We start from the raw sequence: 26,797 nt of genomic DNA on the forward strand, positions 1-26,797 counted from the left end.
TCCGTGGCCCGATCCTAATTGACCGCGAAGTTCCGCGACGCCTTGGGTAATGCTGGAGAGCCCACTCAGCGTTTGTCTGAGGGTATCGCCCGTTTGAGAGGACACTGATAGGTTTAACGCCTCACGGGTCGCCTTCACCAACTGTGGCAGTGTTTCGGAACCGCGCGGCGGCGTTCCGCGCGCCGTGAGAATGCCCTTACAAATGGACTCGACGAATTCCTTGGCGGAACCAATCGCCAAAGATGGATCGGCCTCGACCGCTGTCTCCATGCGGGTGATGAGCACCGAAATGTGCTCCGAGGACAATTCATCGGCAACTTTCCGGGCGGCGGCCACTTGCGCCACACCACCTAGGCGCCGTCGCGCCGCATAAATCGGCTTTCCGGAAACGTAGGTGTTCGGCACGAGTTCGAACCCGTCCACATGAAGATGCCGATTGAAGATTCCCAGCAGCTCGCCGACCACCTGAGCATCGGACTGGACAATTGGGTGCAACATCTCGCACAGAAAGGTGAGGAGAATTTCATCCTGGCACCGTAGAAGGTCAAGCCGCACATCGTCGTAGACCCAGTCATTGGTCCAGTCCTGAAAGCGTTCCCGATGCATCCAGATATCACCGGCCATATGTGGCTGGCGGTGGTCATCCGAGGGAAGCGTCTTCAGATCGAAAATGCGGCCGAGAAAGTCAGATTCGGCCAGCCTGCCCGACCAGGGCGCGTTGCGCAGGCGCAATTCGTCAAACAGGTTGCGCCGGGTAACTTCGGAAATGGTCCGACTGGTCATAGTTGGTCATAAACCGAGTTGGCAGTTGCACGGCATCGCGCCTGAATGCGCGAAGAATCAGACTAGGTCAGCCACCGCAACCGGTGAAAGCCCCGATAGCATGGGCCGCCTTGGTGCGGCTGATCGGCAGCGCGCGCCACGGCACATCGCTGATGGACGAGTCGGCGGACGTCGAGGGTTCGCGCCCAAAGCGGCGACAGACTATTCACCTTCCTGAATAAGAAAGGCGAGCCTAGGTGCCGGGACATTTCGGCATCTGCGTCACCCTTACAGCCATGCAGCGGCGATGCAGGTGCTGATCTCAACCGGCGTAATCCGGAGGAAGACGTAGGTGGCGAAAGCCGCGCCGGCGATCGCCACGACGCCGATCCCGATCAGGGCCGCGCGATGCCAGCAAATCCGACCACCGAGCTTTGAGAACAGATCCATGAATTGCGCTGCGATTGCCGCATAATCCTGCTCGAGGCGTTTCCTCTGACCGTCAATCTCCTGGCTGATCGACCCAAGAGTGACCCACTGGTTAACGATCGCGATCGCAAGCAGCCCCACGAATATCCAGGCACCGCCTAGAATGGCGATGTTCGTCCAAAACTCGAGGCCGCATGACTTCGCGGTCTTCAGCTGAGACGCGACAATGACGGTCGCCACGGGAATTCCCAGCAGCTGCCCCTGGATGTCGATCAGCGTCTTATGGATCTTGCTGACATAGTCGACGCGAGCGGCCTCAATTTCGCCGCGGATCTTTGCGTATGAGAAGCTTGAGGCGAACAGCTTGTAGCCGTTGCGCACCTCCTTCTCCATCTCGTCCAGATTGTCCAGAAGGTAGGTGAACCGGCTCGCGGCGGAGCGCGGCGCGCTCAGCCGACAGATCGACTCGCTCAGGATCGCAAGCTTCTGGTCGATGTGGACGTCGTCCGCGAAATGGCCGAGGAGACGGTCCGCATCGCTCATGGAAAGGCGCTTCAGCAGAGCGACGTCGTAGACGACTGGCGTCACGAACTTCCCCTCATGGATGAAGACGAGCTCTTCCCTGATCTCGTCAAGATAGGCTGCAGCCTTAACGAAGAGCGCGACAATCTCGAGTGCCGTGCGGTAGCGCGTGATCTCGTCCGGCACTGGCGTGGTCGAATGATCCAAAGCGCCTTCTATGATGAAATATGTGTCAGGCTCCTTGAGCCGCGCCCGACGACTCTCTAGCAACTCGTCGAGCGATCGGACGATTCGTCCGATCGACAGGCGCGGCGGACCGACACGGATCCGCACTTCGTCGCCAATGCGCAGTTTCGCAGGATCCGAAAGCGGCTCAATGCCGGCGGCCTTGCCAATCTCGGGCTGTGTATAAATCTCTCGAAGGTCCGTCAGGACCTCGCCGGTGGCGATCGCAAGCGAGCCATCTTCGCCGCGAGGGTCAAACCGCGTTGCGCGGTAGATCGCCAGCAGGCGATCAAACCCGAGCTCAGACATCCAGAATCTCGTGCCGTAGCTCGGCCGCGAAATCCTCGGGCAGATCCTTTAGTATCAGGACGTTCTGTTTCGGGTCGTAATCGACCTTGCCCTGGTGGATGGCGCTCCGCTCGAAGGCGACGCTCCAGTATGGAGTTTCGCGTTTGAGCTTTACCAAAGACCCAAGCGCCGATCTGTGCGGCACGAAGCCATCGTTGAGGCCACGGTCCGGGTCGACGAGGAACGACAGCAGTGGTTCGGGATCGTCGGGCACAACCGCATTTGATAGCGTTTCGAATGCAAGCGGCTGCTTCTCGCGCGCGATCTGGTCGCAGAAATCTTTGGCCTTGGACAGGAATCCCTCGCGCTCTGGCGGCTTCATGTTCTGAGCGTCAGCGAAAGCCTTGAGAGCCTCGACGAGGTCGTTCGTATCCTGGCGATCTTGGACTGTGGTGTCGCATCCGAGGAAGGTTTTGAAGTAGTCTGAGACCTCTCCTTTTCCCTTCAGGAAGCTGATGTAGCGGTCTTCCTTGGCCGCCCACCCGGTCAGGCTGATGCGTCCGGCGAAGCGGAATCCTTCGATGTCGAGGTGTTCGGCGTCTTTGACGTCGTAGGTCTTGGTCAGGGTCGCACCGAGCTTGTTGGACACGACCGCAACGAGGAGGAACTGCCGCTCGTCCCGCTCGAGATGCGCAAAGAAGACAAACCCGCCCGAAGCGGCATTCTGGCTGGACGCATGAACCCTGAGCGTTTCCATCAGGCGCGAGATGAAATCGGGGAAGCCCGCCCCCTTCGTCGCGACATAATCTTCCAGATGTTTCTGCGTGGGAGCCACATCCGCCGCGGTCGAGAACTTGCCGTGAGATTTCGAGGCGCGGCGTTTGTAGAGATCGAATAGCTGGGCGGTCACCCGATCGATCGTGGGAGTGATCGCGAGCTGCTCCTGGCCGAACTTCACGCGAAAGCCGGTGTCGGCGCGCTCGAGCTCATGTACCGCGACGTGGAAGATCCCGTCAGCCACCAAACTCTCCACAGCTTCTCCCTGGGGTCACCGGCCACCGCCGTCCCTAGGGCTATCGTATTGGGTATTCAAGGATCTGGAGTCGACCAGGCCTTGGCCAATCGCATTTCTACACTTGCATCCACGGATTGAAAGACGTGCGCACAAAGCAATTTTAAAGAGGGTTCACTTTCCGCTTGAGCGGCCCTTAGAAGGAGGAGACTTAAGCCGTAAATGAGAACAAAATAAGAACATTTGCAGTCCGATTGCAACATTTGAAGGTCGATCCGAACGTCGTGCGGCGTCCCGCATCTGCGGGAGAATCGCCTTCGCTGGAACGAGCAATCCGATCCAACCCAACGGAGGCGCCGTCGCGTTCGTACTGCGCCGTCTGACTTGAACGCAGCCCGTAGGCCCTCCGCCGCGGTCTTGGCGCGCTCAGTGATCATCGCTTCGGTATGAGCCACCGCCGTCCAACCCCGTCTCGAGGTCAGAGTGTCCGCCAGATCAGCTGCATCCTCCAAAGCGAGATTCACCTGCGGTTTTCCACAGGGGGAGAGCTGGTGACCACTCCCGACATCGGTGGTCACCAAGTGGTCACCAAGCCAAAAACGACAAAGCCGCCTCTCAGCGGCTTCGCTATAAGCTATTGATTATTTTGAAAGTTTTGGAGCGGGCGAAGGGATTCGAACCCTCGACCCCAACCTTGGCAAGGTTGTGCTCTACCCCTGAGCTACACCCGCATCCAATGCACGGCGTCGTGGTTCGTCGCCGGCGGTGCGCTCCTATGGCAGGTGCCGTGGAAAATTGCAATGGCCGCGGCGAATTTGGCGGGCGCCCGTGCTGCGGCCTGTGGATGGCGTGTGCAGGGACCGGCGCGGCAGGCCGGCATGACGGGGATTTTCGATCTCCGGAGCGCCAGTCCCTGCCGCCCCGCCGGCCATGGGGGCCATGGCCGGCGGGGCGCGAATCGCGGCGGTCGACTTCTTCGTCGCCGCGTCCGTCACTCAGACCCGACGGTCTGCTCCGTGCGCCAGCGCAGGGGCGTGGTCTCCACGCGCATGCGGGGGCGTTCCGGGCGTGCCTCCTCACCGGCGCGGAAGCGCACCGGCACCTGCCGGCGTCGGTCCACGGAGAGCTCGAACACGTCGAAGCGGTTATAATAGCCGGTGAGGTCGTGGAACTGCTTGGGCTCCACGCAGGCGGCAAGGTCGAAATCGGCGAAGATCACCTTTTCCTCCATGCGCGCGCTGTCGCCCACCGGGGTGCCGGTGGGATCCAGGAAGAAGGATTCGGCCTGGGGGGAGCGCTCCAGCATGTCGCGGACAGCAGGATCGCGGGCCACCAGCATCGCCTTGCCGGCCTCATCGAGCACCGCCGCGCACACGATGCCGAAAGCCTTCGCCTCGAAGCAATGGGCGCTGGCGCGGATGCGATTGGCGGCGAGATTGTCGAAATTGCGGGTGTCCGATGGCGGGCGCGTCGGCCAGATGGGCGGCCAGCAGGAAATGTGCACCTCCTCGCGCTGGGCCATCAGGGTGAAGCGGGCGAGGGGGTTGGTGTTCTCGCCACAGATGAGCCCGCCGACGCGCCCGGCGGGGGTCTGCGCCACCACCAGGCCGGCGCCGTCGCCCGGCGCCCACACCATCTTCTCGAAGAAGGTGGGCACCAGCTTGCGGTGATGAATGAGGATTTCGCCATCGCTGCCGATCAGCAGCGCGCTGTTCCAGATGCCGCCGACGCTGGCCGGATTGCGCTCGGAAAAGCCGATCCACACGCTGATGTGGTGGTGCCGGGCGGCGGCGCGCAGCTCGGCGATCTCCGGGCCATCCACATAGATGGAGGCCTCGACGAACTGCTCGAACAGGTCGTGATTGTGAATGGGCGCCCAGAGCGCCGCCCAGATGGGAAAGCCGGGGATATAGCTTTCCGGAAACGCCACGAGGCTCGCGCCGCCCTCCGCCGCCGTGGCGATGAGCGCGGCCGCTTTGCGGGTGGTGGCGGCGCGGTCGTGGAAGACGGGAGCGGCATGGGCGGCCGCGACGCGGCAGGGGGCGGGCTGGGGCAAGGGGGCGATCCTCCTGTTCCTTAATCTCGGGTTGAACGGGTTGCGCGGGGCGCAAGACTTGTCTCAACTCGCGCCCGGCTCATGACGATCCGCTGTCGGGCATCGGGCCCACCGACGGAGAAGAGCGAGGCGCGGCGATGGCGGGATTGAACAATCTGAACTGGGACGACCTGCGCATCTTCCTGATCGTCGCCCGGTCGGGCGCCATCTCCCGAGCCGCCCGCCAGCTGGGCATGGATCATTCCACCATCAGCCGGCGCGTCAGCCAGCTGGAATATGTCATCGGTGCCAGCCTGTTCGAGCGTCAGTCGAACGGGCTCTCGCTCACCCGCCTCGGCCAGGAGGTGCTGGAGCGGGCGGAAGCGGTGGAGCACAGCATCATTGGCATGGAGACGCATCTGGCCGGCCGCGATGCGGAAGTCGGCGGGGTGGTGCGGATCGCGATGATGGAAGGCATCGCCTCGCTCTACCTGTCGCGCCGGCTGCTGGCGCTGTCCGAGCTTTATCCGGGCATCACCCTGGAGATCATCACTTCGCCGCAGCATGTGCAGGTGTCGCGCCGGGAGGCGGATCTGTTCCTGTCGTTCTTCCGCGCCGATGCGAAGAGCGTCACCTCCAAGAAGGTGGGGGAGTTCGGCCTGGGGCTGTTCGCGGCGCCGGAATATCTGGAGCGCCACGGCACGCCCCACAGCCTCGCCGATCTGTCGGAGCACGTGTTCGTCGATTATGTCCGCGACCTCATCCATATCGACCCCGTGCGCTGGCTCGACGACGTGATCAACGCGCCGCGCATCGCCGTGACGTCCTCGTCCATGATTGCCCAGATGGGCTGCGCCGTGGGCGGCATGGGCCTGGTGCTGCTGCCCTATTTCGCGGTGGAGCAGGAGACCCGGCTGCTGCGGGTGCTCGATGGGGTGACCGATGTCCGGCGTGAAGTCTGGCTGACGGTTCATAATGATCTTCGCGGGGCCGGGCGGATCCGGGCGGTGGAGCGCTATCTCGCGCGGCTGCTGCGGGCGGATCGGGACTACCTTCTGGGCCATGGCCCGGCCGTGACGCGGCCGGGCGCGCGGGCCCTGCCGCCGGAGTAGGTCCGTTTCCGGCCCACCCCGGCGGCGCGGGGGTCAGAGCGAGGCTTCCTTGCCCTGGGCGACGCGGGTCTCGGGGAAGACATCCAGCATGTCGTCCTGGAACTGCTGGCGCTTGCGCAGGGACACCGGGGCGGTGGCGAAGGAAATGCCGTAGAACAGCACCACGGAGACGATAAGCCCCCACAGGGCCGGGCCGATGGAGCCGGGCAGAGCGAACAGCTTGAACTGCATCGCCATCATCACGCCCCAGCCGCACAGCATGGACCAGAAGGCGGCCGGCTCGCTCGCCCGGGGCCAGAACAGCGCGCCGATCAGCGGCATGAGGAACACCAGCGCCATGCCGACGCCGATGGAGGCGAGCGGGATCAGCAACTGGCGCCCCGCCTCGGAGAGCGAGAACAGCACCACCGCCACCACGAAGGCGATCTCGAAATAGCGGGAGGCCTTCATCTTGCGGCTCTGATCGAGCTTCGGCATGGCGCCATAAAGGTCCTGCGTGAAGTTCGAGGAGGCGGAGATGATCTGGCTGTCGAGGGTGGACATGCCCGCCGCGAACACCGCGATCACCAGCACCACGCCGAAGATCGGCAGGTATTTGGCGAAGATCATCGGCACCAGCGCGTCGGAGACGATGGAGCCGGTGGGCGCCACGTTCATGCCGATGGCGAGCATGCCGATGACGGCGCCGGAAAAGGTCACCACGAACAAGGCCAGGAACGAGGTGATCACCGAGCCGAGCAGCAGGGTCCGCGGGCTCTCCGCCATGTAGAGGCGCTGCCACAGGTGGGGGGTGAGGATCCAGCCGAAGGTCCACAGGATCAGCAGGGTGATGTAGGTGCCCTGCTTGGTGTTCTCGCCGAACATGAACTTGTCCGGCGCCGCCGCCACCGCATTGGACCACCCCGTCTGCCAGCCGCCGGACCAGTGCACCACGGCGATGGCGCCGCCGATCAGCAAAGCGGCGAAGATGATGCCCTGCACCGCGTCGGTCCACACCACCGCGCGGCTGCCGCCGAAGATGGCATAGACGCCCACGCACACGGCAAGGCCGATGATGCCGGTCTCGTAGGAGATGAGTCCGTGGGAGATGGAGTTCAGCGCCACCGAGATGCCGGAGAGCTGGATCGCCGCGTAGGGAAACAGCACGGCGATGCACACGAGGCCGGTGAGCAGGCGCAGCCGGCGGCTGTCATCATAATAGGAGGCGAGCAGGTCGGCCGGGGTGATGAAGCCGAAGCGCTTGCCCAGGGTCCAGATGCGCGGGCCGAAGATCATCACCAGCACCGGGCCCATGGAATTGAAGAAGCCGAACAGCAGCCAGTTCACGCCGGTGAGGTAGAAGGTGCCGGGCCCGCCGAGAAAGGCGAAGGTGCTGAACCATGTGGCGAACAGGGTGCCCACCAACATGAACAGGTTGGCGCTGCGCCCCATGACGAACCAGTCGTCCGCGTCATTGGCCTTGTTGCGCCGGTAGGCGGCCCAGCCGATGAGGAACATGGCCACCATGTAGATGGCGATGCCGGCGATGGTGAGGGTGGTGTTCATCGTGCGCCCCCGGCCTGCTCGTTGGCGCCCGCGCGCTCGTGATGGGTATGGGTTTTGGCCCAGGCGCGCCCGCGCGCGAAGAAATAGGCGAGGCCGAAGACGCAGTTCAGCGTGAAGATGGCGTAGGAATACAGAACCGTCAGGGGCAGGATGCCGCCGACGATCTGGTTGCCGTTGCCGAACACGCCGAACACCGGCATCAGCGCCAGCAGCATGTTCAGCGCCGCCCAGCCCAGGAACAGCCGCCCGGCCGTGCTGCGCGGGATGATGCCGAGGTGGGGCATGTGAGGTGAGGCGACGTTGGGCCTGTGTCTGGTCGGGGCGCCGGCCCCGGTGAGCTCAGTGGTCATGAACCCCTCCGGTTCTGAGTGCGGGCGCGAAGGGGGCGGCCATTGAACTCGGCTACGCCGCTGGTTGGGCATCGTTTCCCTTCACGTGCGTGCAGATTTCCAGAGGCTGGCAGCACGTGCATCAGGAAATCATGCACAGCCATGTGCATGGATCTGATGCGTGCACAAGAATTATGCGTCTGGGGGTAAGGGCATGCCACTGCAGCAGAACGGGCGCCCCTGGCGGACAGGGGCGCCCGGACGTGGCGGGGGATCAGGCCTGCGGCGCGGGGCGGTTGGCCGTGAGGCTGGCGCGATAGGCGGTGATGCGCGCCTTCAGCCCGGGGCGGGCGGCGGAGCGCACCAAAGCGGCGAGGTCCCCGTCGCCGGCATGGTCATCCAGGGCTTGGCGCAGATGGGCGAAGGTGGTGCGATCCACCACCGGGGGGCCCAGGGTGAGCCACGGCGTGTCGCGCAGCGGATCGAGCCCTTCCGGCAGGGGCGCGGACGCCAGCCCGGCGGCGAGCGCCGCGCCGGCGGCCAGGGTGCGCCCGCCGGACACCACGCCGAGGGCGCGATCGCCGCCGATCCGCGCGGCGAGCCGCCGGGTGCCGAGCACGATGCCGAAACGGGCGCCGGGAAAGGCCAGGCTGGCGTCGGCGGCGAGCAGGCGGTGGTCGCAGGCCACGAACAGGTCGGCACCCGCACCGGTGACCCGCCCCTGGCCGATGGCGATGGTGCGCAGTGGCAGCCGCCACAGGGCATCCAGCAGGGTCTCGATGCGCACCAGCCGGGCCAGCAGCGTGGCGTCGCTCTCCTCCGCCAGGGTGGAGAGATCGAAGCCGGTGCAGAAGTGGCGCCCGACGCCGCACAGCACCAGCGAATGCACCTGCGGATCGGCGACAGCGGCATCGAGCGCGGCCAGCGCGCGCTCCACCATGTCGGTGGCGAGCGCATTGCCGCGGGCGGGGCGGTTGAGGCTCAGCACGGCAAAGCCGTCGCCGATCGTCAGCCGGCAGGGGTCATCCTGGGCGATGGTCATCTGAACCTCAGCATGTGGCCGCGCGCACCTCGGCCGAGCGATCCCACAGATTGGGCACCGCCGGTGAGGAATAGCCGGAAACGAAGGGGCGGCGCTCCCCGGTCTGGGGATCGAACACGCTGCGACGGATAGCGCCGATGTTGCCGCCATAGACATGAATGGAGATGGAGGGGCGGTCCGCCACCGCATTCTCCACCGCGTGGATGTCGCCGATGTCGGGGGAGACGGCCTCCACGGCCCCGGTGGGCAGGATGTCTTCGCCCTCAGCCACCAGCGCCCCGTGTTCATCGCGGCCGTAGCGCACCGCGCGTTCGGCGCCACGCAGGATGCCCACGAGCCCCCACACCGTGTGGTCGTGAATGGGGGTCTTCTGCCCCGGCCCCCACACGAAGCTCACCACGCAGAACCGCTCGAACGGGTCCGCATGCAGCAGATACTGCTGGTAGAAGTCCGGATGCGGCTGGGCGAAGGCGTCCGGCAGCCAGTCGTCGCGCGAAACCAGGCGGGCGAGCAGCGGGCGCCCCTCGCCGAGCAGGCGTTGTTCGTCGTCGGTGGCCTCCACGAGGCGGGTCATCTCCACCACGAACTGCCGCAGGGGCGTGATGGAGGCGGCTGCGGAACGGGTTTGGGCGTTCATCCTGTCATTTCCTCCGGTTCGCGCCGGCCGAAGGCCGTGCGCAGTTCTTCTTCGTGTTCGTTGAGCGCGGGCGAGCGGGTGTTCACGGGCACCGGTGCGCCATCGAGCCAGATGGGGCAGGTGACGGTCTGCGTGGCCGTGCCGCCGGGCATCTGCATCGCCTGCACCAGCTCGAGATGCTCGGCCTGGGGGTCGGAAAGGGCCGACGCGAAATCGTTGATGGGGGCGCTTGGAACGCCGGCTTCCGCAAACCGCCGCAGCCACGTGCCGGCATCGGCTTCTGCGAACTTCGTTTCCAGAAGGCCCTTGAGCTCCGCCTGGTTGCTGGCGCGCAGGGTGTTGGTGGCGAAGCGGGGATCCTCGAACAGCTCCTGGGTGCCGGCCACCTCGCACACCGCCTGCCACAGGCGGTTGTTGCCGGCGGCCAGGGCGAACCAGCCGTCCCGCGCGCGGAAGGCCTCGTAGGGCGCGTTGCGGGGGTGGGCGGAGCCCAGCTTGCGCGGGTTGCGGCCGGTGCCGAAATACTCGCTGGTCTGCAGGGCGCCGATGGCCAGGGTGGTGGAGAACATGGGCACGTCGATATGCCCGCCGGGGCCGCCCGCCTTCACCCGTGCCAGCATGGAGCTGATGGAGAAGGCGGCATAGAGGCCGGCGGTGAAATCGGAGACCGGAACCCCGCACTTCAAGGGCGCACCGTCCGGCTCTCCGGTCACGCTCATCACTCCGGCCGCCGCCTGGATGGTGAGATCGAAGCCGCCTTCGCGGGCCCGCGGGCCGCTCTGCCCATAGGCAGAGATGGAGCAATAGACGAGCGAGGGCTTGGCGCTGCGCGCCCAGCTCCAGCCGAGCCCCAGCCGCTCCATCACCCCCGGCCGGTTGTTTTCCACCAGCACGTCGGCATCGAGCACCAGGGCGCGGGCGAGTTCCCGGTCGTCGAGGGACTTCAGGTCGAGGGCGATGGATTTCTTGCCCCGGTTGAGGGAGGCGAAATTCTCCGAGAAGCCGCCGCGGATCGGCGGCCAGGCGCGCAGGCCATCCCCTTCGCGCGGCTCGATCTTGATCACCTGCGCACCGTAGTCGGCCAGCAGCATGCCGCAGAAGGGGCCGGCCGCGACCTGGCAGAATTCGACCACCCGGATGCCCGCCAGCGGGCCGGAAGATCGAGACGGGGACATATCGCGCATGGGTTTGCCTCGTGGTGTGAAAGGGGCGTGTGACGCAATGGAGCCACTCATCAGGGGCGCTCAGCGGGCCGCGCAGGGGGCGTCGGAGAGATTCGGCTGCAGCGGCGTCGCACGGGGCGCAGTGCCGCCTTCGGCCAGCGCCTGCTCAACCTCGGCGGCCGCCTGCAGCACCTCGCGGCCCAGCGCCTTGAAATGGGTGGGCCGCACACGGTCCGAGGGGCCGGACACGCCGATGGCGGCCACCACCTGGCCGGCGGGATCGCGGATGGGGGCGGCGACGCCGCACACGCTCTCCCGCCACTCCCCCCGGTTCTCGGCATAGCCCTGGGTGCGGATGCGGGCGATCTCCCGCAGGAAGTCCTGCGGATCGGTGATGGTGCGGGGGGAATGGCTTTCGAGGCGCTGGGCGAGGTCCTGCAGCAGGATGTCGCTGCGCGCCGACAGCATGGCCTTGCCGGTGGCCACGCAATAGGCGGGCGCGCGGCCGCCCACCTGGCTATAGGCGCGCACCGGCTGGGGACTGTCCAGCTTGGCCAGATAGACCACGTCGTCCATGTCGAGCGTGGAGAGGTGCACGGTTTCGCGGGTGGCGAGCAGCAGGCGCTCCATGGCCGGGGCGGCCATGGCCCGCAGGTCGATCTGCGCGAACAGCGCCATGCCCAGCTCCCACAGCCGGATCGAGGCCTGATAGGTGCCGGCATCGCTGGCACGGCGCACATAGCCGAGCTCGGTCAGCGCCTGCAGCAGGCGATGCGCATTGCTCTTGCCGATCTCCACTCGCGCGGCGAGCTCAGAGACGCCCAGAGCCCGCTCGCTGCGGGCGAGAACCTCAAGAAGAGCCATGCCTTTCACCAGTGTATTGTTCACGATGCCTCCCACTTTTCCTGAGGCCCGGCGGCGCGGGCGCCGCCTGGGCCGCGCCGCCGGGGTTCACTGCCTGATGCGCCGGGCGTCACGGCGCGTGCCGAAGGGCGTCATTACGTCCTCCGGTCGTGGTCGGGTCAATGCTGCATGCCCCACCGGCGCACGGTGCGGTTCTCGATGACGCGGAAGATGAGGTTGTCCACCAGCAGGCCCACCAGGATCACCGCCAGCAGGCCGGCGAAGACCTGGGGAATCTCCAGCGTGTTCTTGTTCTGGTAGATGTACCAGCCGAGCCCGCCGCCGCCGGTGGTGACGCCGAACACCAGCTCGGCCGCGATCAGGGTGCGCCAGGCGAATGCCCAGCCGATCTTGAGGCCGGTGAGAATGCTGGGGAAGGCGGCGGGGATGAGGATCAGCGCCACATAGGGCAGCCCCCGCAGGCCGTAGTTGCGCCCCACCATGCGCAGGGTGTTGGACACCGCCCTGAAGCCGGTGTGGGTGTTGAGCGCCACCGGCCACAGCACCGAGTGGATCAGCACGAAGACGATGGAGCCGACGCCGAGGCCGAACCAGATGAGCGCCAGCGGCAGCAGCGCGATGGCCGGCAATGGGCTGAACATGGCGGTCATGGTTTCCAGCACGTCGTTGCCGAGCCGTGTGGTGATGGCGAGCACCGCCAGCAGCGCCGCCAGCACCAGGCCCACCGCGTAGCCCACCAGCAGCAGCTGCATGGAGACCCACACGGCGCTGATGAGATCGCCGCCGATGATGCCCTGCACCAGGGCCTGCACCGTTTCCACGAAGGTGGGGAACAGCAGGGGGTTGTCGAGCCATTGCGCGTAGCCCTGCCACAGCAGGGCGAGGCCCAGCAGCACCAGGCTCTTGCGGAAGGCGCCAGACGACCACAGCCGCTCGCCGAGGGTCAGCGGCTTCTCGACGACGGTGAAGTCCTTGGGGCGGGGCACGCTCACGGTGCGCGACAGGCGGGCGACGTCAGACATTTTCTTCCTCCGTGACCAACTCCTCGGACATCAGCATGGAGTGGATATGCTCGGACATGGGGATGCCCAGGGCGGGCTCCATTTCGTCCACCCCGGTGCTGTCCATCTCGGCGCGCACCCGCCCGGGATGGGGCGACAGCAGGAGAATCCGGTTCCCCACCTTGATCGCCTCGGGGATCGAGTGGGTGACGAACAGCACCGTGAAGCGGGTGTCCTCCCACAGCTGCAGCAACTCGTCCTGCATCTTGGTGCGGGTGAGCGCGTCGAGCGCGGCGAAGGGCTCGTCCATCAGCAGGATGTCCGGCTCCATCGCCATGCCGCGGGCGATGGCCACCCGCTGCTTCATGCCGCCGGACAGCATATGGGGGTAGCTGTCGGCGAACTTGGTGAGGCGGACCTTCTCGATATAGGCCATGGCCCGCTCAGTGGCCTCGGCCCGCCCCAGCCGTCCGGACGAGGTGAGGGCGAACATGACGTTCTCCTTCACCGTCTTCCAGGGCAGCAACTGGTCGAACTCCTGGAACACCATCATCCGGTCGGGGCCGGGCCGGTTGATGGCGGTGCCGTTGAGGCGGATCTCGCCCTCCACCGGCGCCATGTAGCCGCCCACCGCCTTGAGCAGGGTGGACTTGCCGCACCCGGACGGCCCGAGCAGCACGAAGCGGTCGCTTTTGTGGATCTCGAAGCTGACCCGATAGGTGGCGGTCACCAGGTGGTCGCGGGTCTTGTATTGAAGGGTGACGTCTTTCACCTCGAGGAGGGCAGGGGTGTTCATGCGCCCCTCCTCAATTGCCATTCACGTCGTGGAGCTCGGGGAAGAACAGCTCCTTCCAGTCGTTGGGCTTCCGCTTCAGCACGCCGACGTCATACATGGCGTCGAACAGCTTCACCGTATTCTTGGGAACATAGGTGAAGGTGGTGCCCGGGGCGGTGATGAGGGCGGCGGTCTCTTCCACCGAATCCTTGGTGTTCTTGAGGGCGCGCAGGTAGATCTCCGCCGCTTCCTTTGGGTGGGCGTTGATGTAGTCGATGGCGTCGCGCAGGCCGGCGGACACGGCGGCGAAGGCCTTGGGGCTGTCGGCGCGGAACTTTTCGTTGGCCATCACCACCGTGGTGGTGGCCGGGCCGCCAGTGAGGTCGTCGCTGTTGAGGATGATGCGGGCGCCGGGCACGCGCTCTATCTCCCACTGGGGGAAAGGCGGGGGCGAGAAGTGGGTGTCGACGCCGCCGGCGCCGGACAGCATGGCCGCATAGGCATCCGGATGCGCCATGGTGACGGTCATCTTGTCGAAATGGTTGACCTTGTCTTTGCCGTAGAGTTCCAGCGCCGCCATCTTGAGGAAGATGGCCTGCGGCGAGGTGCCCACCGCCGGCACCGCGATGCGGTTCTTGTCGGTGAGGTCCTTGGGGCTCTTCACGTCCGGATCGCGGGTCACCAGGATGGTGGGCATGTAGGTCTGGGCGCCGATGGCCTTCACCTGGCCGCGGGTGCGATCCCACAGAATGGCGAAGCCGCTGGTGCCGGTGCTGGCCACCTGCAGGCCACCGGACAGCAGCCCGTCCATCATGGCGGACGAGCCGGCGAGGTTGAGCCAGTTGACGGTGGTGTCGTCGAGCCCCTGCGCCTTCAGCCGCTTTTCCACGAAGCCCTGGTCCTTCATCACCATGAGGGGCAGATGCGCCATGGAATATTGGTTGGCGATATTGATCTGCTTGACCTCCGCGAAGGCCGGAGCGGTGGCGAGCGTGACGCCGGCCACCATGGCGGACAATAACGTTCGGCGGCAGATCTTGGTGCGGAACTGCATCTCGTTTCCTCCGGTAATCGTTTTTATTGGCGTATCTTTTGGTTGGACTGGATGGGTGGGGCGCCGGGGCGCCCCGCCTCAGATCACCCGCGCTTCGCGCCAGCGGGCGATGTCGGTGGGGGCGAAGCCGTATTCGGCGAGGATCTCGTCGGTGTGCTCGCCCACCTGGCCGGGGGCGCGCTCCACCCGTCCACTGCCATGGGCCAGGCGGAAGCCGGGGCCCACCAGGGTCAGCGGGCCGTAGGCGGATGGCACCGTCTGCAACTGCTCGCGATGGTGCACCTGGGGGTGGTTGAGGATGTCGTCCAGGCTGTGGATGGTGGCGCACGGCACGTCGGCGGCCGTGAGCCTCTGTTCCCAGCCCTGGGGATCGCCGTCGCGCATGGCGTCCTCGATGATGTCGCGCAGCTCGGCGGCATGGCGGGTGCGCGTGGGCCAGTCCTTGAAGCGGGGATCGGCCAAGGCGTCCTCCCGGCCGAGGGCCCGCATGAGGTTGGCGAACTGCTTCTCCAGCAGCACCGCCAGCACGATATGCCCGTTGCCACAGCGGAAGCGGTCGGCGGTCACCTTGCGGGTGACGGAGAGGTTGCCGTACTGGCGCTGGACATAGCCGGTCATGGTGTATTCGGTCACGTGCTGAGCCAGCACGTTGAGGGTGGAATCCAGCATGGCGACGTCGACGAACTGCCCCTTGCCGGTATGGGTGCGCTGATAAAGGGCGCTCGACACCGCAAAGGCGGCGGTGATGCCGCCGATGAGATCGCACACCGCAAAGCCCGCCCGCATGGGCCCGTCGGAGGGGTTGCCGGTGATGGACATGATGCCGGACATGGCCTGCACCTTGCCGTCGAACGCCGGCGCGCCGCTCTCCGGGCCGCTCTGGCCGAAGCCGGAGACCGCGCAATAGATCAGCTGCGGGTTGATCTTGCTGAGTTCCTCATAGCCGAGGCCGAAGCGATCCATGACGCCGGGGCGGAAGTTCTCCCACACCACATCGGCCTCGGCGGCCAGGCGCAGGATGATCTCCCGGGCCTCGGGCTTGCGCAGGTCGAGGGTCATGCAGCGCTTGTTGGCGTTCACCGCCACGAAGGCGGGGGCCATGTTGCGGTCGGCCCATTCCTGGCTGAGCTGGGCGCGCCGGTTCTCCTCGCCCTCGATGGGCTCGATCTTGATCACGTCGGCGCCCAGCAAGGCGAATTGATAGGTGCCGAAGGGGCCGGCGAAGAAGCGCGTGAAATCGAGGATGCGCACACCTTCAAAGGGACGGGTCATGTCAGGCGGCTCCCTTGATGGTGAGGGTGGTTTCGCGGATCTGGCGGGCGACGTCCTTGGCCTTGTCGGCCTCGGCGCGCAGGGCGGCGATCTCTTCCGGGGTGCGCCGGGCGAGGTTGCAGTAATCCAGCTTCCAGTCGGGCGACGCGCTCCAGCGCAGGGGCGACTGCACCGTGGTGCGCGGGCCGGGGGCGGATTCGAGCGTGCGCAGGGCCAACTCCAGGGTCTGCGCCTGGCTGTCCGGATCGTGCGGCCGGCCGGCTCCGTTGCCCAGCGGGAAGTCGGAGAACATCAGCCGCGGCACGCCGCAATGCTCCACGATGTCCTTGGCGCAGCCCATCACCACCGTGGCGATGCCGGCGGCTTCCAGGTGGCGGGCGATGAGGCTCAGGGTCTGGTGGCAGATGGGGCAGTTGGGCACCAGCAGCGCGGCGTCGGCGCCATCCTCCCGGCAGCGCGCGAGAATCTCCGGGCAATCCACCTCCAGCGTGTGCTGCTGGCTGCGATTGGTCGGGGCGCCATGGAAGCGGGCCGTCAGCGCGCCGATGCGGCCCTTGGCCACCGCCGTGCGCAGGGCGGCCAGCGGAAACCAGCTGCGCGCGTCTTCCATGCTGGTGTGCTTGCGGTCGATGCCCACGTGGGAGATGCGCAGGTCGTGCTCGGCATCGGTGGCGCCGGAATAGACCTGGTAGAACTTCGCTGCCGAATTGTAGGGGGCGCCGGGGCCCTGGGGGCCCTTGTCGGGCTGGTAGGGCGCGGCGGTGGTGATCAGGGTGACGCGGCTTTCCGCCAGCGGCTTGCGCAGGGGCTGGAACGGCGTGTCGATATAGTGGGCCCAGAGGTAGGGATTATCGTAGCCCAGGGCGAGATACCAGTCGCGGGTCCGCTGCATATAGGGCACCGGGCTGTCGAATGCCGGCGCAAAGCCCAAAGTATTTTCGATGTCGGATGACATGCCTTTACCTCATCCTCGATGAGTGGAAACCGATCCGGTGCCGCTAGACACCGGTTTGTCTTTCATCCACTCCGCATGACGGAGCGTGGCAACGCGCGATCGCTCAGTCGCGCGGCGCCGGGATGGATCGAGGCGTGCGGCGACGGCCGTGGCCGCGCAGGCGCGGCAAAGAGGCTGCGTGCTTCAATTTTTCCTCCCGTTCCAGGTGAGCTTGGCTGGTGTCCAGCTTTTTGTGTTCTATATTTCGGAACGTTGTTTCTAAAATGTACTATCCATGACAAGGGTGGTCAACACGGTAACGGCGCACGCCTGTGCTTTTTGCATTGCACATTCATGTTTTCATTGCCGGGCAATGCGCTGTGGCTGCTGCTGCGGTGCAGTAAAGCGCCGCAATGGTAAGTAATACAGACGTAATATTTTGACGTTTCCAGGCTGGCGGGTGTCCCGGTAACGGCGCGCGCATTCGACGCCAAATGACAAGTGGGGATCTGCCGCCTGCCGTACCGTCCATCCGGCATCAGCCGGGCTGTGCTGCGGTCGAGAGAGGCAGCCTCCGACGCCTGTGGCGCGTTTTTCACCGGCATCAGAACCTGCGGTTGCCGTTGGGGGCGACGGGGCGCACGAATCCTGGCTTGATGGAGGTGCGGGTCCGGCCGGCCGCGGGCGCTGCGCTGGCGCGGCCGCGCCAGGGAAGGTGCGGCGGTTTCGCCGCCGCGCGATCACAGAGGACCGGGACATGACCCCGGTGCATCAGGAGGGGCAGTGATGCGTGTATCCTTGGGGTTGACGCGGTGGGCTGTCGCGGCCGTGGCGAGTGTCGCAGTCGCCTTTTCCGCCATGGCGAAAAACGATCCGCTGCCGTCGTGGAACGAGGGGGCCAACAAGAGCGCCATCATCTCCTTCGTGGAGAAGGTGACCGACAAGGCCGGCAAGGACTATGTGCCGCCGGCCGAGCGGATCGCCACCTTCGACAACGACGGCACGCTGTGGGTCGAGCATCCCATGTACACCCAGCTGGCGTTCGCTCTCGATCGGCTGAAGGTGCTCGCCCCGCAGCATCCCGAATGGAAGACCACGCAGCCCTTCAAGGCAGCGCTCGAAGGCGACATGAAGACTCTGGGTGAAAGCGGAGTCGGCGGGCTGATGAAGATCGTGGCGGTGACCCATGCGGGCATGAGCACCGAGGCGTTCGAGAAGATCGTCAGCGGCTGGATCGCCGAGGCCAAGCATCCGCGCTTTCAGCGCCCCTATACCGAGCTCGTCTACCAGCCCATGCTGGAGGTGATCAAATATCTGCAGCAGAACGATTTCAAAACCTTCATCGTGTCCGGTGGCGGCATCGAGTTCATGCGGCCGTGGACCGCGCGGGTCTATAACATTCCGCCGCAGAACGTGGTGGGGTCTTCCGTGAAGACCGAGTACAAGAATGTGGACGGCAAGCCCGAGCTGCTGCGTCTGGCGGATATCGCCTTCATCGACGACAAGGAAGGCAAGCCCGTGGGCATCAATTCGCATATCGGGCTGCGGCCGATCGCGGCCTTCGGCAATTCGAACGGCGATGAGCAGATGCTGCAGTGGACCGCCGCCGGCCCGGGCGCCCGCCTGATGATGCTGGTCTATCACGACGATCCGGTGCGCGAATATGCCTATGGGCCGGCCGGCGGCCTGCCGAATACGCCGTTCGGCACCTTCTCGCCCGCGCTCATGGACGAAGCGGACAAGAGCGGCTGGCATGTCATTCACATGAAGGACGACTGGGCCACGGTTTTTCCGCCCCAGTAGCACCAGCCTGTCCCGTCTCCGGCGCCGTGACCCCCATGGCCGCGGCGCCGGCGGCGCGCTCTCATGACAGAAGGTGGCCGACGACGATGCCGGCAAGCGCGGCCGAGGCAGCGATGCTGAGGGTTTCCAGCGTGGCACGCACCACCGGTCGCCTGGCCACCAGCCCGCGACCAATGCCCAGGGCCACCAGAAGGATGGTGGTGAGCACGATGGACACGATGCGCGCGCTGTCCATGGGCAGCACGGCGAACGGCAGCACCGGGGTGAAGCCGGCAAACAGATCGGAAACGAACATCCAGAAGGCGTGCGAGGTGGGGCTGGCGCCGTCGGCGGCATCATCCAGCTCGGTGCGCAGGCCGGCGGCCGCCCGCGGGGCGCGCCCCAGGGCCTGCGCCACCGTTTCCACATCGGCCGGCGCCATGCCGCCCCGGCTCAGGGCGGCGGTGATCGCCTGCGTTTCGGTGCGCGCAAGCGCCGGGTCCATGGCGCCCTGCTGGCGCGCGCGCCGGGCATCGCGGACGGATTCGGCATCGAGGTAGCTGCCGGCCATCATGGACACCGCCGCTGCGGCGGCGCCGGTGGCGCCGGCGATGAGCACGGTGTGGGGATCATCGGTGCTGATCGCGACGCCGAACACCAGGCCGAAGATGGAGACGGTGCCGTCTTCCATCCCGAACACCACATCACCGATGGAGGCTTTCAGCGAGGCGAGGAGGCGGGCGGCGGCCGACATGCGCGGGTCCTTTCAGCCCCGTCTTTCGGCCGGGCTGGCGAAGGCTGGCAGGGCCCTCCAGCATATCATGGGCGGCCCCGCCGATGTCACGCGCGTGAGAGTGCAGGGGGCGCTGCCCTCAGGCCGCCTTGGGGATCTCCAGATCCGCCCAGATGCGGGAGAACAGAGCGTTGAACTCGGGATGGGCGCGCAGCGCCACCGGGTCCCGCTCGGTCTTCGGCAGGGCGATCTCGTGCACCGCGCGCACCACGGAGGGGCGCAGGCTCAGGACCAGCACCCGATCGGCCATGGCGATGGCCTCGCCGATGTCGTGGGTGACGAGAATGGCGCTCTTGCCGCGCTCGGCGATGATCCGCGCCACATCCGCCTGGAGCAGCAGGCGGGTCTGGAAATCGAGGGCGGAGAAGGGCTCGTCCAGCAGGATCACCTTGGGATCGAACGCCAGCGTGCGCATGATGGCGACGCGCTGGCGCATGCCGCCCGACAGGGTGGCGGGCTTGGCATGCTCGAAGCCGGCGAGACCATAGGCGGTGATGAGCTCCTGGGCGATGGCCTCGGCGCGCGCCGTCGCCACGCCCCGCACCTCAAGGCCCAGCACCACGTTTTCCATCACCGTGCGCCAGGGCAGCAGCAGGTCCTTCTGCAGCATGTAGCCCACATGGCCGGTGGCATCCTCCACGGTCACCCCATCCACCTCGATATGGCCACGGGTGGGCTTCAGGAGGCCGGAAATGGCGTTGAACAAGGTGGATTTGCCGCAGCCCGAGGGGCCGACGATGGCCAGGGTCTCGCCCTCATAGAGCTCGAAATCCACCTTGCGGATGGCCTCCACCGGGCCCTTGGCGCCAGGAAAGGTGACACCCACATCGGTGGCGCGCAGCACCACGGTCCGGGTCTCGCTCATCGGTCAGTCTCCGCGCAGAAGTCGAGCAGCATGGCGTTGAAGGCGTCGGGGGTCACGGCGGTGAAGGCGTGGGCGCCCCAGTCCACCGCCGCCACCCGCGCATCGGGAATGCCGGCGGCCAGCTGCTCGGAGAGATAGGAGGGCACCAGCGCATCGTCCCGCGCCGCCGCCAGCAGGGTGGGCACGCGGATGTCGGCGAGCCGCGCGCTCCCATCGAAGGCGAGAAAGGTCTCGATGCGGTTCAGCATGGTGTCGGTGTGCGGGAAGTGCGCCACCATGCGCTCTTCCTCGGCATCGAGGGTGGCGGTGTTCTCGGCGATCCAGCGCGGCGGATAGAGGAACAGCGGCTGGGCCCGCACATAGGCGGCCGGGCCGGAGGCGAGCAGAATGCGCTTTCTCACCTCGAAGCAGCGGCGGATGAAATCGTCGGCCCGCGCCCAGCCGTTCACCACGGTGAGGCTGCGCACCCGCTCCGGTGCCGACAGCGCCAGCTCCATGCCGATGATGCCGCCAATGGCGTGGCCGGCCACGTGGGCGTCGTCCACGCCGGCGGCATCGAGCACCCGGGCCATGTCGCCGGCCATCTCGGAGATGGAGCGGGGGCCGATGTCGCGGCCGCTGCGGCCGGTGCCGGCGTGGTCGTAGACGATGACCTGGTGGCGGGCGGCGAGGGCCTCCACCTGCGGGCCCCAGAAGCCGCCGCCGCCGCCCATGCCGGCCGAGAGCAGGATGGGCGTGCCGCTGCCATGGACTTCATAATAGAGATCGGCGTCGCCGCCGTGCGCGTAGGGCATGGATCGTCTTCGTTTGCGAAAGGGATCAGGCGAGGAGGCGCCGTTCGAGCCAGTCGATGGCGCCATACATGGCGAGGGCGACGGCCATCAGCGCGGCGATGCCCACCCACACGGCGTTGAGATCGTAAAGCACGCCGGCATAGTAGATCATGTAGCCGAGGCCCTCCTTGGAGGCGATGTACTCGCCCACCACGGCGCCGATCAGCGCGAAGCCCACGTTGAGCCGGAAGGCGGAGACGATCCACGGCATGGCGCCGGGCACGATCACCGTGCGCCAGGTGCGCAGGCGGCTCGCCCCGAGCGAGCGCATCAGCTTCACCAAGTCGGAATCCACTTCCTTGGCGCCCTGCTGGGCGGTGATGAGGGCGACGATGAAGGTGATGATGGCGGCAATGGCGATCTTGGAGCCGAGGCCGATGCCGAACCAGACGATGATCAGCGGCGCCAGCGCGATCTTCGGCAGGCCGTTGAGGGCGATCATATAGGGCCGCAGCACCGCCGCTCCGGTAGGAAACAGCCACAAGAGCAGGCCGGCGGCGCTGCCCAGCACGGTGCCGATGACGAAGCCCGACACCGCCTCCCAGGCGGTGAGGCCGGCGTCCCGCAGCAGCTCGCCGGAGAGCAGCAATTGCCAGCCCTTGGCGAACACGCCGCTCGGTCTGCCATAGAGGTAGACCGGCAGCCAATCGAGGCTGACGGCCGCTTCCCAGGCGGCCAGGAGGCCCACCAGCAGCGCCAGCTGATAGAGCGCCACCCGCGGCGCCGAAGGCAGTCGCACCTGCCAGCCGCTCCGCCGGCCAGCGGCGCGCGGCTGCATCTGTGGGGATGTCGGGGCGGAGGCCAAGGTCACCGCTCAGCCCCGCTTGTGGGCGATGGTGGCGATCTCCACCAGCGCGCCGGGCTTCACGAGGCCTACCTGCACGCAATAGCGGGCCGGCTTCTCGCCCGGGAAGTATTCCGCATAGACGGTGTTGATGGCGGCGTAATTGCTCCAATCGGTGAGGAAGATGTGGTTGAAGGTGACATCGGCCATGCCGGAGCCGGCCGCTTCCAGCACCGATTTGATGGTCTCCAGCACATGCCGGGTCTGGGCCGCGGCATCGCCCAGATGCACCACATTGTTGTTGGCGTCGAAGGCCAGGGTGCCGGACACGTAGATGGTGTTGTCCGCCTGCATGCCGGGGGAATAGGGGGCGAGCGGGGCGCCGGAGCCGGCGGGGATGATGGCGCGAGTGGTCATGGCGAGGGCCTCGGTTCAGCGGTCCTGAGGGGGAATCTGCGCGAAGGCGCGGCGGAATTCGGCGACGTTGGAGACCCAGCCGAAGAAGGTCTCCACATTGTAGATGGTGGCCTGCTGCACGTATTCGGGCCCGGCCTGATGGGTCGCATCCTCCAGCAGGATGCCGAAATATTCGAGGTGGAAGCCGTCCCGAAGGGTGGATTCTACGCAGACATTGGTGGCGATGCCGCAGAACACCAGGTTGCGGATGCCGCGGGCCCTCATCAGCGTGTCGAACTGGGAATTGAAGAAAGCCGAATAGCGCGGCTTCTGCACCACGATGTCACCGGGCTGGGGCGTCAGCGCGTCGACGAGCGCATAATCCCAGCCGCCCTTGGCGAGCAGCTTGCCGTCCAGCTCCGGCCGCGCCCGCATGGTCTTCAAGGCGTTGGACTTGTGCCAGTTGGGCGAGCCGGGGCCGCCGGCCTCCACATAATCCTTGTCCCAGCCGTTCTGGAAGAACACCACGGTGACGCCGGCCTTGCGCGCCACCTCCACCGTCTCGGCGATGGCCGAGATGGCGGCCTTGGCACCGGAGATGTCAAAGCCGGCAAGGTCGAGATAGCCGCCGGGGGAGGCATAGGCATTCTGCATGTCCACCACGACGATGGCGGTTTCCTCCACCGCCAGCGACAGCGGCTCGGGGCGGGCAGGCAGCACCACGCGCTGGCGCGTGGTGGGGTAGGTGGTTTCGACGGTCATCCGGCAACTCCAAAGTCCTTCGCCGCCTTCAGGGCGAAGGAATTGTCCACCATCTGGGCATAGGGCAGGGGCTCCTTGATGGAGCCGCCACCTTGCTCCAGCGCCATGGCGCGGGTCCATTCCTCTTCGGAAATGGTGGGGTTCTGGGGAATGGCGGTGCGCGAGCCAAAGAAGTTCTTGGTGGCGTTGGCGATCACCGCCGGCGACACCTTGGGGAAGTACTTTTCAGCCACCTGGGTGAAGACCGCATTGTCCTGGTGCATCATCTTCTGCGCCTCGGCGAGGGCATTGCAGAAGGCCTGCACGGTGGCCGGGTTCTTGGCGATATAGTCCTCGCTCGCCATGGCGGTGGTGAAGCACAGCGGGCCGATGATGTCGCCGAACGAGAGCACCGGCTTCAGGCCGAACTGCTCGGCGCCGATGGAGATGTCCCATTCAAAGGCGGTGGCCACGTCGGCGCGGCCGTCCTTCACCGCCGCCGCCTGGGCGCCGGCTGGCAGCTCCAGGAAGGTGACGCCGGCCTCCTTGGGATCGAACTTGCCCACAGTCTTCATGGCGAAGGTGGGCACCTGAATGGTGGAGGAGGGGAACTTCAGGGTGGCGATGGTCTTGCCGCGCAGGTCGTCGATGCTCTTGATGGGGCTGTCGGGGCGCGCCATGGCCCACATGGAGACGCCGCCGACGATCTTGGCGATGTTCTTCATCTTGCCGCCCTCGCGGGCCGCATTCACCGACATGCCGGGGCTGGTGACGCCGAACTGGGCGCGGCCCGAGAGCACCATGGGCGCGGGCAGGGCGATGCCGCCGGCGGTGGAGATGTCCGCGGCCAGCCCGTGCTTGGCGAACAGGCCTTTGTCGGCGGCCACATAAAGCGTTGCATACATGCCGAGGCGCAGCGCCTCGGCGATGACCACGGGGGTGCCGGCAGCGCGGGCGAGGCCCGGCAGGCCGAGGGTGCCCGCGGCAGCGCCGGCGAGGGAGAATTTCAGCAGCGAACGCCGATCCATCAGCATCGGGAGGGCCTCTCGGAAGGAAGTGGTGGCACGTGAGCCGCGCCATCCGGTGCATCATCCGCGGAGGCGAAATGTGCACATTCGTTGATCACGATCAAAATCCTGGCATTCGCGACGCTTATTAACAAGCCGGGAAAAATGGATATATTTATTAGCAATGCAGATGAATATGAACCTGCGCCAATTGCGCGCCTTCGTGGCCGTGGCCCAGACCGGTAGTTTCAGCCGGGCGGCGCGGAGCCTCGGCCTGTCGCAATCGGCCCTCAGCCAGGCGGTGCAGCAACTGGAGGGGGACCTCGGCCTGCGGCTCCTGGACCGCACCACCCGCAGTGTGCAGCTGAGCGCCGCCGGGCGGGACTTCCTGCCCGGCATCCAGCGGGTGCTGGCCGATCTCGATCACCAATTGCAGGACTTGAAGGACCTCAAGGAGCATCGGCGCGGCCAGGTGTCGGTCACCTGCGTGCCCTCGGTGGCGCTGCGGCTGCTGCCGTCGGTGCTGGCCCAGTTCCAGGCGGCGCACCCCATGGTGAGCGTCACCGTGAAGGAGGCGCCGCGACACCAGATCATCGCGGGCTTGCGCAGCGGCGATGCGGAACTGGGCGTCGCCAACGTGCCGGGGGACGACCCCGAGCTCGACAGCAGCTTCCTGCTCACCGACGTGTTCGCCTTGGTGATGCGCCGCGATCATCCCCTGGCGGACAGGGGGGAAGTCACCTGGGCTGAGGCCTCGGCCGCCGGGGTGGTGGCCATGGCGCCCGGCACCGGCATCCGCCTGGAGATGGAGCGCGGCCTGCCGGTTGCGACCGCCCCGCACCATGAGGCGGAGCATCCGGCCACGCTGCTGGCCATGGTGGAGGCGGGGGTGGGCGTGGCGCCGCTGCCGAGCCTCGCCTGGCCCCGGCCGGATCACCCGGTGCTCACCTTCCGGCCCCTGGTGGAGCCGCAGGTGGAGCGCCAATTGTTCCTGATCAAGCGGGCGGGCCGCGATCTCTCGCCGGCGGGGCGCTCCTTCCACCGGGCTATACTGGCCGGCGCGGCGCGGGAGGATTTCCGCAACGTGCGCTCGATCAATCCCTGAGGCGCGCCGGGAGCGTCGTGATATGGGCGGCGCTCTGCCGACGAGCAGACCGAGCGCGGCTCAGTGTCCATCGCCCGACCCCCCGAGCGACGATGGACCGCGCCGGTCTGCTCACCGCCCCGACCCGTGCCAATCTCGCAAACCGGCCGGGTCCTCGCTATCTCCCAAACGGGAGACGTTTGCGGGCGCTGGGTTCCTGAGCGCTGGCGGTGCTTTACGGCCGCTGCGACGGCATATTATGGATGGGGCCCAACCCCCGCCGATCGGTGTCCGGCGGGGCGGTGTTCGGGTGTGTTGCGCCATAGGGGACGGTGACTTGGATAGTGGCGGACAGCTGCCGAGCGTGAATGACGCGGTCTATCGCATCTATGAAGCCACCCTGCGCCCGGCCCTATGGTCCCAGGCGCTTGCCGGTGTCGCCGGCGTGTTCGCGGCCACCGGGGCGCTGCTCTATGTCCGCGAAAGCCAGGGATGGCGGGTGATCGAGCATTCCCCGGAGCTCGCGGAAGCGGTGCAGCTTTATCGGTCGGAACGCTGGTGGGAGCACAATCCCTGGCTCAATGCGGCGGTGGAGCTGCCGTTCACGGTGGGCGACGTCTATTGCGACCACGATGTGATCGCCGACACGACGCTGGAGAGCGCCCCCTTCTATACGGATTTTCTGCCGCGAGTCGGCCTCGGCTGGCAGATGGTGGCGGTCATCCATTCCGAGCTGGGCGCCCCGGCGGGGCTGGTGGTCCAGCGGGCCAAGGCGGCCGGGCCGTTCGATCGCCCGGCCATGGATCGGCTCGGATCGCTGTCTCATCACGTGGAGCAATCCCTGCGCATCTCCTCGCGGCTCGCCACCTCGGAGACAGTGAGCCAATCCCTCGGCACCGCTCTGGACTCCATGGACCGGGCCGCTTTCATTCTGGATGACCAGCAGCGCCCGGTGCTGATGAACCGCCCGGCGCAAGACCTGGTGGGGCGCTATTTCACCAGCGACGGCGGGCCGCTGCAGCCGGCCTCCTCCGACGAGCACGCGGCGTTTGCCGCCACCGTGCGCGAAGCCCATGTGGCCCATGGGGGGGCAGGTGCGGGCGTGGGTGGAGGTTCGGGTGTGGGCGCAGGCGCGCCGCGGCCGACCACCGTGTCGGACCGCAGCGGCACCAGCCGCCTGGCGGTGTGGGCAATGCCCGTGGTGGGGGCCTCCAGCGATCATCTCGGCCTTGCGCGGCCGAAGCCCCATGTGCTGGTGCTGGCGCAGCCCCTGGAGCAGGGGGCGGTGATCGATCCGTCGGTCATTCGCTCCATCTTCGGCCTCTCCCTGGGCGAGGCGCGGCTGACATCGCTGCTGTGCGCGGGGCTGAAGGTGAAGCAGGCGGCGGAGCGGCTCGGCATTACCGAGGGCACCGCGCGGGTGGTGCTGAAGCGCGTTTTCCAGAAGCTGGATGTGCATCGCCAGGCGGAGCTGGTGACCAAGGTATCGGCGCTGCGGCGCTGACACCACA

The 26,797-nt window shown here is 66.5% G+C and carries 26 protein-coding genes and 1 tRNA gene; 4 read left to right on the forward strand and 23 right to left on the reverse strand.

Annotation, left to right across the window (positions count from 1 at the left end):
- From MEU52_RS19275 to MEU52_RS19295, 5 genes are all read right to left on the reverse strand, one after another.
- On the reverse strand, positions 1–783 hold a 783-nt coding region (locus tag MEU52_RS19275), incomplete at its 3' end, for an abortive infection family protein (RefSeq protein WP_238125024.1).
- 267 nt (positions 784–1,050) lie between these two features.
- Entirely contained in the window at positions 1,051–2,247 is a 1,197-nt protein-coding gene (locus tag MEU52_RS19280; RefSeq protein WP_110372387.1) for a hypothetical protein, read from the reverse strand.
- Positions 2,240–3,247 (reverse strand): nucleoid-associated protein, encoded by a 1,008-nt coding sequence (locus MEU52_RS19285; RefSeq protein WP_170146978.1) that lies wholly within the window; start codon positions 3,245–3,247, stop codon positions 2,240–2,242. Before MEU52_RS19285 ends, MEU52_RS19280 begins: the two co-directional genes overlap by 8 nt.
- A gap of 647 nt (positions 3,248–3,894) precedes the next feature.
- A tRNA-Gly gene (locus tag MEU52_RS19290) sits at positions 3,895–3,969 on the reverse strand.
- Between the two features lie 260 nt (positions 3,970–4,229).
- The gene (locus tag MEU52_RS19295; protein ID WP_238123028.1) at positions 4,230–5,294 is read right to left on the reverse strand and encodes a carbon-nitrogen hydrolase family protein; all 1,065 of its coding nucleotides are present in this window, start codon (positions 5,292–5,294) and stop codon (positions 4,230–4,232) included.
- A 137-nt stretch (positions 5,295–5,431) separates the two neighbouring features.
- On the opposite strand from MEU52_RS19295, the gene MEU52_RS19300 reads away from it, so the two are divergent.
- Positions 5,432–6,385, forward strand: coding sequence for a LysR family transcriptional regulator (locus tag MEU52_RS19300; protein ID WP_238123026.1), 954 nt, complete (start codon positions 5,432–5,434; stop codon positions 6,383–6,385).
- A 33-nt stretch (positions 6,386–6,418) separates the two neighbouring features.
- On the opposite strand, the gene MEU52_RS19305 is transcribed toward MEU52_RS19300, so the two are convergent.
- From MEU52_RS19305 to MEU52_RS19355, 11 genes are all read right to left on the reverse strand, one after another.
- On the reverse strand, positions 6,419–7,930 hold the full coding sequence (locus MEU52_RS19305) for a sodium:solute symporter family protein (protein ID WP_238123024.1): 1,512 nt from the start codon (positions 7,928–7,930) through the stop codon (positions 6,419–6,421).
- Positions 7,927–8,280: a hypothetical protein gene (locus tag MEU52_RS19310; RefSeq protein ID WP_238123023.1), complete on the reverse strand. Its 354-nt coding sequence runs from the start codon at positions 8,278–8,280 to the stop codon at positions 7,927–7,929. Before MEU52_RS19310 ends, MEU52_RS19305 begins: the two co-directional genes overlap by 4 nt.
- Positions 8,281–8,533: 253 nt before the next feature.
- Positions 8,534–9,301 (reverse strand): enoyl-CoA hydratase/isomerase family protein, encoded by a 768-nt coding sequence (locus MEU52_RS19315; RefSeq protein WP_238123022.1) that lies wholly within the window; start codon positions 9,299–9,301, stop codon positions 8,534–8,536.
- Between the two features lie 7 nt (positions 9,302–9,308).
- Positions 9,309–9,938 carry a cysteine dioxygenase gene (locus MEU52_RS19320; protein WP_238123021.1) on the reverse strand — a complete coding sequence of 210 codons (630 nt, stop codon included), beginning with the start codon at positions 9,936–9,938 and terminating at the stop codon, positions 9,309–9,311.
- A complete protein-coding gene (locus tag MEU52_RS19325; protein ID WP_238123020.1) occupies positions 9,935–11,122 on the reverse strand; it encodes a CaiB/BaiF CoA transferase family protein in 1,188 nt (395 codons plus the stop codon). Before MEU52_RS19325 ends, MEU52_RS19320 begins: the two co-directional genes overlap by 4 nt.
- 60 nt (positions 11,123–11,182) lie before the next feature.
- Entirely contained in the window at positions 11,183–11,989 is an 807-nt protein-coding gene (locus tag MEU52_RS19330) for an IclR family transcriptional regulator (RefSeq protein ID WP_238123019.1), read from the reverse strand.
- 134 nt (positions 11,990–12,123) lie between these two features.
- Positions 12,124–12,987: an ABC transporter permease gene (locus MEU52_RS19335; protein WP_238123018.1), complete on the reverse strand. Its 864-nt coding sequence runs from the start codon at positions 12,985–12,987 to the stop codon at positions 12,124–12,126.
- Positions 12,980–13,762: an ABC transporter ATP-binding protein gene (locus MEU52_RS19340; RefSeq protein WP_238123017.1), complete on the reverse strand. Its 783-nt coding sequence runs from the start codon at positions 13,760–13,762 to the stop codon at positions 12,980–12,982. Before MEU52_RS19340 ends, MEU52_RS19335 begins: the two co-directional genes overlap by 8 nt.
- 10 nt (positions 13,763–13,772) lie before the next feature.
- The gene (locus MEU52_RS19345) at positions 13,773–14,795 is read right to left on the reverse strand and encodes an ABC transporter substrate-binding protein (RefSeq protein WP_238123016.1); all 1,023 of its coding nucleotides are present in this window, start codon (positions 14,793–14,795) and stop codon (positions 13,773–13,775) included.
- A gap of 78 nt (positions 14,796–14,873) precedes the next feature.
- Entirely contained in the window at positions 14,874–16,067 is a 1,194-nt protein-coding gene (locus tag MEU52_RS19350; RefSeq protein WP_238123015.1) for a CaiB/BaiF CoA transferase family protein, read from the reverse strand.
- Position 16,068: 1 nt separating this feature from the next.
- Positions 16,069–17,022: a glycine reductase gene (locus MEU52_RS19355; RefSeq protein WP_238123014.1), complete on the reverse strand. Its 954-nt coding sequence runs from the start codon at positions 17,020–17,022 to the stop codon at positions 16,069–16,071.
- Between the two features lie 765 nt (positions 17,023–17,787).
- Between MEU52_RS19355 and MEU52_RS19360 the strand changes: the two genes are divergently transcribed.
- The gene (locus tag MEU52_RS19360; RefSeq protein ID WP_238123013.1) at positions 17,788–18,804 is read left to right on the forward strand and encodes an HAD family hydrolase; all 1,017 of its coding nucleotides are present in this window, start codon (positions 17,788–17,790) and stop codon (positions 18,802–18,804) included.
- Positions 18,805–18,865: 61 nt separating this feature from the next.
- On the opposite strand, the gene MEU52_RS19365 is transcribed toward MEU52_RS19360, so the two are convergent.
- From MEU52_RS19365 to MEU52_RS19395, 7 genes are all read right to left on the reverse strand, one after another.
- On the reverse strand, positions 18,866–19,537 hold the full coding sequence (locus MEU52_RS19365) for a VIT1/CCC1 transporter family protein (protein WP_238123012.1): 672 nt from the start codon (positions 19,535–19,537) through the stop codon (positions 18,866–18,868).
- 118 nt (positions 19,538–19,655) lie between these two features.
- Positions 19,656–20,441 carry an ABC transporter ATP-binding protein gene (locus MEU52_RS19370; protein WP_238123011.1) on the reverse strand — a complete coding sequence of 262 codons (786 nt, stop codon included), beginning with the start codon at positions 20,439–20,441 and terminating at the stop codon, positions 19,656–19,658.
- Positions 20,438–21,235: a pyrimidine utilization protein D gene (gene rutD, locus MEU52_RS19375; RefSeq protein ID WP_238123010.1), complete on the reverse strand. Its 798-nt coding sequence runs from the start codon at positions 21,233–21,235 to the stop codon at positions 20,438–20,440. The genes MEU52_RS19370 and rutD overlap by 4 nt, the downstream gene beginning before the upstream one ends.
- A 25-nt stretch (positions 21,236–21,260) precedes the next feature.
- The gene (locus tag MEU52_RS19380; protein WP_238123009.1) at positions 21,261–22,013 is read right to left on the reverse strand and encodes an ABC transporter permease; all 753 of its coding nucleotides are present in this window, start codon (positions 22,011–22,013) and stop codon (positions 21,261–21,263) included.
- A 75-nt stretch (positions 22,014–22,088) separates the two neighbouring features.
- Positions 22,089–22,475, reverse strand: a complete 387-nt coding sequence (gene rutC / locus MEU52_RS19385; RefSeq protein WP_238123008.1) for a pyrimidine utilization protein C — start codon at positions 22,473–22,475, stop codon at positions 22,089–22,091.
- A gap of 15 nt (positions 22,476–22,490) precedes the next feature.
- Positions 22,491–23,216: a pyrimidine utilization protein B gene (gene rutB / locus MEU52_RS19390; RefSeq protein WP_238123007.1), complete on the reverse strand. Its 726-nt coding sequence runs from the start codon at positions 23,214–23,216 to the stop codon at positions 22,491–22,493.
- On the reverse strand, positions 23,213–24,229 hold the full coding sequence (locus MEU52_RS19395; RefSeq protein WP_238123006.1) for an ABC transporter substrate-binding protein: 1,017 nt from the start codon (positions 24,227–24,229) through the stop codon (positions 23,213–23,215). Before MEU52_RS19395 ends, rutB begins: the two co-directional genes overlap by 4 nt.
- A gap of 157 nt (positions 24,230–24,386) precedes the next feature.
- Here MEU52_RS19395 and MEU52_RS19400 point away from each other — a divergent pair, with 157 nt between their 5' ends.
- Positions 24,387–25,307, forward strand: coding sequence for a LysR family transcriptional regulator (locus MEU52_RS19400; protein ID WP_238123005.1), 921 nt, complete (start codon positions 24,387–24,389; stop codon positions 25,305–25,307).
- Positions 25,308–25,623: 316 nt separating this feature from the next.
- Positions 25,624–26,790 (forward strand): helix-turn-helix transcriptional regulator, encoded by a 1,167-nt coding sequence (locus MEU52_RS19405; protein ID WP_238123004.1) that lies wholly within the window; start codon positions 25,624–25,626, stop codon positions 26,788–26,790.
- The last annotated feature ends 7 nt before the right edge of the window (positions 26,791–26,797 follow it).

The sequence above is a fragment of the Xanthobacter sp. NM-25 genome (genome assembly GCF_022138605.1).
Lineage (GTDB): Bacteria > Pseudomonadota > Alphaproteobacteria > Rhizobiales > Xanthobacteraceae > Xanthobacter.